This is a genomic window from Frankia sp. CeRuru1 (genome assembly GCF_977966315.1).
Genome location: NZ_CDWWEW010000195.1, coordinates 7,436 through 10,063, shown reverse-complemented (window position 1 = coordinate 10,063; position 2,628 = coordinate 7,436). Strand labels below are relative to the sequence as shown.

The 2,628-nt window shown below is 69.9% G+C and carries 2 protein-coding genes; both read left to right on the top strand.

Annotated elements, in window-relative coordinates:
• Positions 1–548 (top strand): HNH endonuclease signature motif containing protein (locus AC08OP_RS14745; RefSeq protein WP_476614721.1); only part of this gene is annotated, 548 nt, incomplete at its 5' end.
• Between the two features lie 244 nt (positions 549–792).
• Positions 793–2,628, top strand: a 1,836-nt coding sequence (locus AC08OP_RS14740) for a DUF7800 domain-containing protein (RefSeq protein WP_476614720.1), incomplete at its 3' end; no start/stop codon positions are given.

The following is a 2,628-nucleotide window of genomic DNA, read 5'->3' as shown; positions in this document are numbered from 1 at the left end:
CCCTCACCACCGCAGCCCTGCCCGTCACCGGCGGCGTGCGCCCCCACCTCACCGTCACCGTCCCCTGGACGGCACTACTCGGCCAGGGAGGTACGCCCGCCACCACCAGCTGGGGTCAACCTCTGCCGGCCAGTGTCCTGCGCCGCCTGGCCTGTGACGCCACGGTCACCCGCGTCGTCTTCGATGCGGCGAGCGTCCCCCTCGACGTCGGACGGGCCCACCGCACCGCACCCGCGGACCTACGCCGCGCCGTCATCGCCCGAGACGTCTGCTGTTCATTCCCGGGGTGTGATCGGCCGCCGTCATGGTGCGAAGTTCACCACGTTCGTCATTGGATAGACGGTGGAAGAACCTCACTCGACAATCTGGTACTGCTGTGTGGATATCATCATAGGCTCATCCACCACCACGGCTGGATCGTCCGAATCGGCCACGATCGCCGGCCCGAATTCATCCCCCCGCCCTGGGTCGACTCCGACCAGACACCCCGACGCAACCCCTACAGCCGACATACCTTCGACCTCCTCCGTGCGGCAACAGTTGGATAGACCGGCTCATAGCTGAAGGAAGGAAGGTCCGAGTTTTAAGGCCCAGCTCAAAAATCTCCAGAATATCTTCGCTCGCGCTGCCGTGAACGGCGCTACACGACGAGCCTGTCGTCCGACTTCCTGGAGTGGCTCGCGTGGCGCCGTCGCCTGAAGGCGATCAGCCGAGTGTGGTCGTTAAGTAACACGCTGTCCATGCCGTGCGATAGCCGGACGTGCGTTCGTCTCGTTGGACGAGAGTGGGCGAATGACTCGTTTGCTCCTCGGCCCCATCCACCGGCACACCGAGGCAACGCGCGTCACTCTGTGGATGGAGACCGACGCTGCTTGTGATGTCGAGGTCCGGGTCCCGCGCGGCGCACTCGCACGTGCGACGTTCGGCCCGCCGGCTGGGCAGGCCCGTACCTTCGAGGTGGCCGGGCACCACTACGCAGTCGTCGTGGTCGAAGGCCTGACGCCGGGAGAGCCGGTTCCCTACGAAGTGTGGTTGACGGACGAGGTGTGGTTGACGGGTCCCGGGCCCGGAGGGCCGGCGGTCGGGTCCGAGCCGCCCACCGACGGCGCGGTGCGGGTCTGGCCGGAGCCGGGCAGGCCGCCGAGCCTGCTGCGTCCCGTCAAGGACGAGGGGCCCCTGCGGCTGGTCTTCGGCTCCTGCCGGGTGACCGCGCCGCAGGAGCAGCCGTACACCCTGAACGCCGATCAGGACAGCCGTGGACTCGGCACGGACGCGCTGCACGCCCTCGCCCTGGAACTGCCCGCGCACGACCCCGCCTCCTGGCCGGATGTCCTGCTTCTGCTCGGTGACCAGGTCTATGCCGATCATGTCTCCTCGCAGACGGCGGCGCGGATTCGTGACCGGCGGGATGTCACCGTCCCGCCGGGGGAGGAGATCGCCGACTTCGAGGAGTACACCTGGCTGTACCAGGAGGCGTGGTCGCAGACGGACATCCGCTGGTTACTGTCAACGGTCCCGACGGCGATGATCTTTGACGATCATGATGTGCGAGACGACTGGAACATCTCCGCGGCATGGCGTACGGAGATTAGGGCCGCGCCGTGGTGGGACGCACGCGTCACCGGCGGGATCATGGCCTACTGGCTCTACCAGCACCTCGGTAACCTGGCCCCGGCCGTCCGGGAGTGTGATCCGGTGTTCCGGGCCGTGGTCGAGGCGGGAACCCCCGCAGTGCCCGAGGGCGGGGCCGCCCCGGCCAACGTGGCCGACAGTGTGGCCGGCAGCGTGGCCGGCAGCGTGGCGGAGCAGGTGCTGCGCGCGTTCGCCCGACGGGCTGACGAGGCGGCAGACCACCCCGACGTGACCGCGGGGCGAACCGCCGCGGCCGACGGCCGGGTCGGTCCCCGTGCCGTCGCCCAGCCTGAGGGTGCCCAGCCTGAGGGCCACGGCGAACCGGCCGGCCGGGCGGTGCGATGGAGTTTCCGATGGGACCTCGGCCGGACCCGGCTGATCGTGATCGACTCCCGGTGTGCACGGGTGGTGTCCCCCGACGGTTCGCGGGCGATGATCGACGCCGTCGAGTGGGAGTGGGTGCGGGAACAGACCCTGCACGACGGCGAGGTGGATCACCTGTTGCTCGGCACCTCCGTCCCGTTCCTGCTGACACCGACGATCCACAACGTCGAGGCGGCCAGCGAGCTGATTGCGGGCGGGCGGTGGGGCCGACGGGCCGCGGCCGTGGCCGAGCGGGTCCGCCAAGCCCTCGACCTCGAACACTGGTCGGCCTTCGGCTCCTCCTTCGCCGCGATGGCGGAGCTGCTTCGGTCTATCTCGGCGGGGGAACGCGGTCCGGCGCCGGCCAGCGTGATCGTGCTGTCCGGTGACGTGCACCACGCCTATCTGGCCCGTGCCGACTTCCCGGCGCAGTCCGACTTCCCGGCGCGGTCCGACCTCACCGCCGCGGCCACGGCGCCGAGCCCAGTGTGGCAGGCGGTGTGCTCGCCGTTCCGCAACCCGCTCGGTCCGGCGATCCGGCGGGTCGACGCGATCTCCCGGCGCGCTCCGCTAGCCGCATTCTCCGCGGCCTTCGCCCGCCTTGCCGGGGTGCGGGGCCGGTCCATCCGGTGG